Genomic DNA, 7,996 nt, shown 5'->3' on the forward strand with positions numbered 1-7,996 from the left:
GTCCAGGGGTAACTCGAACACCCCAGAACGCCAGTCGAAAAAATCCGGGGCGCGATGGATGAGATAGTTGACGGCAAACCGGGGTAGGAGAAACACCAAACAGGTGTCGAAGTTGTCGCGAAATCGGTCTCGCTGTTGGTTGAGGTTCCGCAACACCGGAGGAACTCCTTCCCAGCTATAGCTGTAAATGCGATCGCTTTGCCAGCCTTCTTTCCGTTTCTCTTCTTCGTAAGCATAGAGAGACGCTTCCAACCCACTCACGAACAGAATCTCGATATCCTCTTCCCCGAGAAACTGCCGCACGGCTTCGTAAACGTTCTGGGTGGATGAGTCCAACTCCAGCACTTTCATCCGTTTCTGGGGCAAATCCTCTCGTACTCGTTGGATGAGTTCCGTCGCCCCGGCTGGAGAACATTGGGCGAACAGCAACCCAAACCCGCGATTCCGGCGCAGGGCCGTTTGGAGGGCGGCATATTCTTCCTCTGCCGTCGCCGGGGGCAAATCCCGATCCCAATCGATGGGATCGGTGGGGGAATTGGGTTGGGTTTCGGATTGGGAACTCATTTGAATCTTTCTGGTTTCGTACCCTCAATTGGACTAAACACTGATGGCTGATTACTGATTACTGAAAGCTCACTGCTCCAGCTTCGCCACCGCATCCTTAAACTCCCGAATCCCGCGCATCAACGGGTGTACGTCGTACCAACGTTGCAATTCCCCTTCGTCATCGTAGTAGCAATATTCCAACAAACAGCGATTGAACAACAGGCTGCGATACTCGTCGGAATTATCGATTTGCTTCGAGTTTGCCACCTTTGCCAGCAACTCCCACTCTCCGGCTTGTACCGTGCGGCGATAGGTGTCGCGCAGTTTCGTAATCGATCGTTTCACTGATGTCTGGGTAATGGGAAACTGGTTTGTCTGCCCGATGGCGGCTTTCGCCAGCAGCATCAAATTCCGAATGTGTCCCCCACTCATCAAACACAACCCGTTGAGGGTTTCCTCACTCTCGAAGATATCCTCTACCAAGGCTGCATCCGGGGCGAAACGGGCTACTCGTCGGGCAATCGCTTCTTTCATTTTCGCTAACCCCGGTTCGTACACTTCACCCTCGGGTGAGTGTACCATCACCATGGGCAAAATATTAGTTTCATCGCCATCGTAAATTTCTCTCAAATCCGTTGCCCGCTTGGAATACACCATCGAAATCGGCACGGTATAGACGACGTGGCAATCGAGGGCGCGTAACTGTTCGCTGCGATCGAGAAAAATCTCCTCGTGATTGAGCTGTCCGCTCGCTTGCGGCACGGGTACGATCCGATCTAAATTATCCACGATAACTGCCAGTTGCGTTTCCCCATCGGGCAAATTCTGCTTCGCCTCACCGATAAACTCGTTCAGGGCTTTGAGTAACGTCACCGTATGAGACTCGACTTTTGTGCGAATTTGATGGCGCAGGCTGGGGACGGTACGCAGATTCGCCGTCAGCTTGGCAAACTGGGCGATTTGCGCCTCCACCGTCATCTTTTGGAACTCCACCTCCGAGAGGGCTAACTCCTTCACTTCCTGCCACCGACTCTGCAACCAATCCAGCAACGGCGTAGGTTTGGCAAACTGATTCAGGTCTTCGATTAAGCGCCGGGTACAAGCCAGGAGAATATCGGTATACTGGGTATCTTCGGGATCGATATCTTCCTCGTCTGCCTCAAAATAGACCACATGGAAGTTCTGCTCGATTAGATATGCCTGCAACCGCCGCAGTTCCGTGGATTTGCCGCCCCCGCGATGCCCGGTATAAAGCTGGCAGGTCATTCGATCGGAACGCTTGATACTGCGTCCCACATCCACCCGCACGTCCGTATCCCCCCGCACCGCCTGAAAGTCCACATAGCGAGGGTCGTTTGCCGGCAGGGGTTGAGAGGGATCGAAAGCGTTGTAGAGATTATCGATTAAGTTCGCCATAAAGTTGAGTTCGCTTCAATACTTGTAGCCGTTTTTAGATTGGGTTGACCCCAGAGAAACCGTAGGGATAGGCACGGGGGCACTACCCCTACGGTTTCTCACATTTCTGGCTTTCCAAACTGTGCGGGGTCGATGCTTCTACAAACCTCTATTCAGTATAGCCAGGGTGGATTTTGCGAAAGCCGATCGCCTACTCAAAACTCTTCAAGTCGGTCTTCAAACTTTGCCTCGATCGAGTTGGAACTCACCGAACGTTCTGTTTTGAGGTTGGTGAGTTGAACCACTCGAGAGATCGCATCGCTAACGACGCTCGACGATCGCGCTTGAAAGGCCGTGGACTGGGCGATCGCCTCGATGGAATCTCGAAGTTGACCGATGGCAACGGTGGCACTAGTCAATTTTTCGCGGGTTTGTTCGACCGATCGCGCTCCTGTCTCCACTTGCGATTTCCCGGTTTCGATGGCGGCGATCGCCCGGCGGGTATCCCGCTGAATTTCTTCCACTAGTTCTTTGATTTGAGCCATGGCAGCACCAGATTGACTGGCGAGGGAGCGCACTTCTTTAGCCACAACGGCAAATTCCCGACCGGCAAAACCCGCTCGTGCGGCTTCGATCGAAGCATTTAATGCTAGTACGTTGGTTTGGGCGGCAAAGTCTTCGAGGGGTTCGATGGCACGGGAAATTTTTTGCGAGACTGCCCCCAATTGTCCGCCGATGGATGCGGTGGTTTCGACAACGGTTTGAATTTCTATCATCTTGGCAACGGTTCGATCCATCGATTCATCGGCCCCCTTCACCGTTCGATCTGCGACTTGTACCTGAAACGAGGCTTGCTGGGTATTGCCAGCCACCTCTTGGACGGCATTGGCAATTTCTCGAATTTCGAGCAGGAGGTTCATGGACGAAGCGTGTAATTGCTCTTTTTCTTGGAGCGAGTTTTTGACTCGGGCGAGGGTATTGTTAAAACTACGAGCCACCTGAATGGTTTCGGAGCTGCCGTGGGGTCGGGCGCAAATATCGAGATTGCCATTGGCGACGCAATCGGCGACGCTGGCGAGATCCTTGAGGGGGGCGGATAACTGATGAGCGACGATCGCGATTCCCACAACGGCGATCGCCCCCAAAATCAGAACGATCGGCACGAACACCCATCCGAGTCGATTGCCTGCCGCTTTGAGATCGATTCTATCGAGGGAGGCGATCGCCACCCAATTCGTACCGGGAATGGTCGTCAGGGTGTAGCGCCGTCCCCCTTCGGGAAATGAGGCAAGCAGAGAAATTTCGTCATTTTCGTGTTGATATCGGATCGCCTCAAAGAATAGGGGATCTGCGGTTTCTCCGGTCGTTTCCGATTTAAGCTGAGCGGTCAATGCCAACGCTCGTTCGGTCACCATTTCGCCTCCCCAAACCTCTTGTCTGTCGCTCGCACCTTCCGAGGTCAATGTCACGATGGGCACTCCCCCTTGACTGGGATCGAGAATTTGCAACACTTCGGAGTCGACCACTCCAAAATGTTCCCAGTACGTCAGAAGTCGCTCGAACTGAGCCGTTCCGAAGACCCCTTTGACCACCCCGAGGAATTCCTGGGTACCCGGATCGAGAATGGCATGAATTAGGTTGATGCTGTAGGTCTGGGCCGATTCGTCAAATTGAGGCAGATCCACCCAGCGACCTTCTGTTTTACCCTGTTCCCACCAGGATTCATCGCGCTGGACGAAGTCGGAGGTCAGATTTGTGGCGGCGATATTCAATCCGTTGCGTTCGGTGACGAAGATTTCGGCAAATCCCCCTGACACAGCCAGCTCCCGCAGATAATCGTTTAAACCTTGACTGGGGACAAGAAGCTTGGTGGCGGCGAAACGATTTTCCAGATCCGCGATCGATAGTTCGTCGAGTTTGTCGGCGGTCGCTTTGGCGGTATTTTTCCTTGCCGCCTCGGCGATCGCGGGATTTTTGGCGATCGCTTCGGATATCCGCCAACCATCGTCGAGAATATCCTCAATCAGTTCGGACACCAACAAAACTCGCTCTTGTAACAATCGTTCCGCTTGTTTTTTTTCTTGCTGGTAAACGATCGCCCAACTCACCCCCCCGGCAACGACCAACGGAACGAGCACCATGGGCATGAGGGTGGCAAGTAATCGATCGCGCAGGGGCGTTCCTTCCCGTTTCTGAGGGGGTTCGGGTTTGCCCTCGCTGAAAATATCCTTCGAGTTCATCCTATTTCGAGTCGCGCAGTGGAGCTATTTTTCAATCGCCTCATCGACCCATTGCCCGATCGTCGAAACCACCGCATCGATCGAAATTTCTTGACGGTTCCCGGTGGCGCGTTCGACGACTTCGACTTTACCATCTTTAAGCGATCGCCCGGTGACAATTCGGTAGGGAATGCCGATTAAATCTGCATCTTTGAACTTCACCCCGGCTCGTTCGTCGCGATCGTCGAGTAAGGTTTCCACCCCCGCCGCATTCAGTTCCCGATACAGCGTTTCGGCAGTTTCGACTTGCTTGGTATCTTTGATATTGGGGACGATGACGATCGCGTGATAGGGGGCGATTTCCACGGGCCAGATAATCCCATCTTTGTCATAAGATTGCTCCACGGCTGACTGCGCCAGACGAGACACCCCAACCCCGTAACAACCCATCACTAAGGGTTGCTCTTCCCCGGCTTCGTTGGTGTAGGTTGCCCCCATTGCTGTGGAGTATTTCGTCCCCAATTGGAAAATATGTCCGACTTCAATGCCTCGGGCCGTTTGCAGGGTTTGACTGGGGTTGCTCGCGGCGCGATCGCCTGCTTTGGCTTTATCCACATCAATTGTCAGTTCCGGCCGCTCGAATTGGTCGCCCCAATTGGCTCCAACGACGTGATATCCCGCCTCATTTGCCCCGGTGACGAAGTTTTTCAAGTCGGTTGCCGTGCGATCGACGATGCGCAGAATATGCCGCGCTAACTTGGCATCGGGTTGGAGATAATCATCTCCTAAATCCGGGGCGATGTAGCCTAACGGCAGGGGTTTGGCCGCCCATTTAGCTTGAGCTTCTGCGTCGGGAACCGTCAGGGCAACGATCGTCGTGCCGCCGTAGCGATCGGCAACTCGGGTCAGGGCGTTTTGCAATTTCACCTCGTTGACATCCCGATCGCCGCGAATATTAACTAAAACGATAACCGTCGTGCCGTTATCGTAAACGGCTTGGTAGAGGACGTTTTTCACAATTTGAGTGGGAGAACAATCGAGAAATTGACATAATTTTTCGATCGTATTTGTGTCGGGGGTTTCTCGTTTGGCAAACTCGGTAAACGGGGAAGGTTCGGCATCGGTAGGTAACGCCACGGCTTTTTCAACGTTGGCCGCATAGCTGCCGTCTTCGGTATATAGAACCTCATCTTCTCCGGCCTCGGCAAGCACCATAAATTCTTGGGAACCTGCTCCACCGATCGCTCCCGAATCCGCTTCGACGGCTTTAAATTCCAGCCCGCAGCGGCTAATGATATTGCGATAAGCCCGATCCATATCCCGATAGGTTTCTTTCAAACTCTCTTCATCGGTATGGAAAGAATAGCCATCTTTCATAATAAATTCTCGCCCTCTCATTAAGCCGAACCGGGGGCGAATTTCATCGCGAAATTTGTTTTGAAGCTGATATAAATGGAGGGGAAGTTGGCGATAGGAACGAATCATTTCTCGGGCGATCGTGGTAATCACTTCTTCGTGAGTCGGCCCGAGTCCCATTTCCCGTTTTTGCCAATCGACGAGGGAAAACATGATACCTTCGGCTTTGGTGTAGGTATCCCAGCGTCCCGACTCCTGCCACAAATCGGCCGGTTGCAACTGCGGCAGCAAGCATTCCTCTGCCCCGGTTGCGTCCATCTCTTCTCGGACGATTTGCGAGACTTTCTTGAGGACGCGCCACATTAGGGGAAGGTAGGCGTAAACTCCGCTGGCAATCCGCCGGATGTAACCCGCCCGCAGTAAGAGTTTGTGGCTGGGGATTTCGGCTTCGGCGGGGTCTTCGCGCAGGGTGACGAAGAGCATTTGAGAGAGTCGCATGGCTGGTTTCCTCGATCGTGCTGGATTATTATCTCAAAGTTTCGTCAGTCCGATCGGGGTAATCCTTCTGCAATGACTTAGCTAGCGGGGTAGGCACAGGGGCACTACCCCTACCTATGCGCGCTACTGTGGTAGAGTCGTAGTTCGAAAAACACGCGCTTCTGTCATCTTTAGATCGATTTATAAAACACTTTTATTGCGAACTTTTAAAACATATAGTTTTGAGAAAAATTAATCTTCGGATAGCTGTTAAATACGAGATTTTATCAATTCAATTGCATCTCTAACTGTTACCATTTTGAACCAATCCTCATTAGTAATTTTAATTCCCAAGTCTCTTTCAAGATTGATGGCAAATGCATAATCAGCCGAATCAACAATATCGATAATTCGATCGTCTAGCTCGATTTCTCGCAAAAGATCGCCATCTAATTCTGCTAGACGACTCAACACCAGCACTTCGATATAATTATTTTCGTCTATTGGGTTATATCGATCGAACATCAATCCTACATTTAAGTTTAGGCAAGTCTAAAACACGCTATAACTCCAATTTTTTATACGATCGCTAATTCTGCACGAAAATCGGGATGGCGAAAGGCGGGTATAAAGGCTGACTCTGGAATACCCTGTTCTATGAGATTCTCAACAATCTCTTCCGTACCGTTCCATTCAATATGAATTTTTTCTTCAATAATTCGTAGGTGGAAAAAAATACCATGCTGGCGCTGATAACCGTTCCAACCCACATTCATTAGCAAATAGTTATCTGTTTTTTCGTCACAAATAGCGATGGTTTCGTTTTGCTCCTTGGACGGCAAGTCTTTGAGATACTGGTTAAATACAGTGCAAATTTCCGTTCGATATTGCTCTAGTCGATCCATTGCTCAACCTCCTCTATTTTTGGGTTAAATACCAGTATTTTTACCTTTAATTCAGTGATATAATCTGCGATTTCTGGCTCACCAAAAAGAGATGAGTAGATATCATTGGCAACAGCCAGAAAAACCTTTCGTTCGGGTTCTTGTTTTTGAAGTAAGGAACGATACAGTAAATATTGACCCACAGACTTTTGAAGTTCGGTGATGGGAGAAATACTACTAAAGACTTTTATTTACACCGCTATTTTTTCGCTTTGGCGCTCGGCCACAACGAGTTGCTCGGCCCCAAAATCGACATATAAGCGAACTTTTTGCCCCAACCTCAACGGGTCGTGGGTAATTGTCCAACCTTCTTTAATTAGAGCGTTTTTAACAATGTCATGATAGCGATCGCGGCGAGGCATAAAGGACGAACTAATCTACTGCTTTTATCTTTAACGCGGTGTGCAACTTTTTCTGAGGTCTTGAATTTACGTCGTTTGAGCGACTCGAACAATCCCCCCATTCCCTGGTCACTGAGCTTGTCGAAGTGCCCCATTCCCCCGATTGTCAGGTTTTGGACAAACAAGTTGCACATGGCGTCTTTAGGGTAATATAACTCGAAAAATTTCTTCAAGTCGATCTCGACCCGATCGTAAAACCCCGAAGAGCGATCGCCCCTTGCTACCTCACCCCAACGTATACATCCACCCATCTCGCGAGCAAATCCTAACGATTCCATCCCATACCACTGGAGTCGATTCAAAGGAAATTCCCGGCTTAAACCGACCGATTTCTTCAACCCTCAAACGATAAAAATTCCCGGCATCGCTCTTTAATGCATTCGGTTCGTCTGGGGTTGTCAGTTCAAAATTGAGTTGAAATAAATAAACCCCGTTATACCCCGCCGCCACTAACCGATTACCTTCGGTAAAAACTGGGGTAGAAATCGAGGCTCCCAATCGTTTTTGAAATGCAACAAACGGGGTATTATACGTCTTTTGTAAAAACGGCCCTTTCACTTGCTTTCCGGTAATCTGATGCTGACTGCCGATGTATAAATTACCATCGATCGCATTGGTGGCAAATAACGCGGGAATATCGGACGATCGATATTCGTCG

General features: G+C 50.6%; 5 protein-coding genes and 3 pseudogenes. All 8 read right to left on the reverse strand.

Annotated elements, in window-relative coordinates; translation table 11 throughout:
- Positions 1-564, reverse strand: a pseudogene (locus IQ235_RS12540) (tetratricopeptide repeat protein); the annotation flags it as partial.
- Positions 565-633: 69 nt separating this feature from the next.
- Positions 634-1,962: a P-loop NTPase family protein gene (locus IQ235_RS12545; protein WP_264321797.1), complete on the reverse strand. Its 1,329-nt coding sequence runs from the start codon at positions 1,960-1,962 to the stop codon at positions 634-636.
- Between the two features lie 194 nt (positions 1,963-2,156).
- The gene (locus IQ235_RS12550; protein ID WP_264321798.1) at positions 2,157-4,181 is read right to left on the reverse strand and encodes a methyl-accepting chemotaxis protein; all 2,025 of its coding nucleotides are present in this window, start codon (positions 4,179-4,181) and stop codon (positions 2,157-2,159) included.
- A 24-nt stretch (positions 4,182-4,205) separates the two neighbouring features.
- Positions 4,206-6,014: a proline--tRNA ligase gene (gene proS / locus IQ235_RS12555; RefSeq protein ID WP_264321799.1), complete on the reverse strand. Its 1,809-nt coding sequence runs from the start codon at positions 6,012-6,014 to the stop codon at positions 4,206-4,208.
- A gap of 249 nt (positions 6,015-6,263) precedes the next feature.
- Positions 6,264-6,518, reverse strand: coding sequence for a hypothetical protein (locus tag IQ235_RS12560; RefSeq protein WP_264321800.1), 255 nt, complete (start codon positions 6,516-6,518; stop codon positions 6,264-6,266).
- A 53-nt stretch (positions 6,519-6,571) separates the two neighbouring features.
- Positions 6,572-6,898, reverse strand: a complete 327-nt coding sequence (locus IQ235_RS12565) for an element excision factor XisI family protein (RefSeq protein WP_264321801.1) — start codon at positions 6,896-6,898, stop codon at positions 6,572-6,574.
- Positions 6,886-7,299, reverse strand: a pseudogene (locus IQ235_RS12570) (element excision factor XisH family protein). Before IQ235_RS12570 ends, IQ235_RS12565 begins: the two are co-directional and overlap by 13 nt.
- 264 nt (positions 7,300-7,563) lie before the next feature.
- Positions 7,564-7,996: pseudogene (locus IQ235_RS12575) on the reverse strand (hypothetical protein); the annotation flags it as partial.

Source organism: Zarconia navalis LEGE 11467 (assembly GCF_015207075.1).
In the GTDB taxonomy this organism is placed as follows: Bacteria; Cyanobacteriota; Cyanobacteriia; order Cyanobacteriales; family Geitlerinemataceae; genus Zarconia; species Zarconia navalis.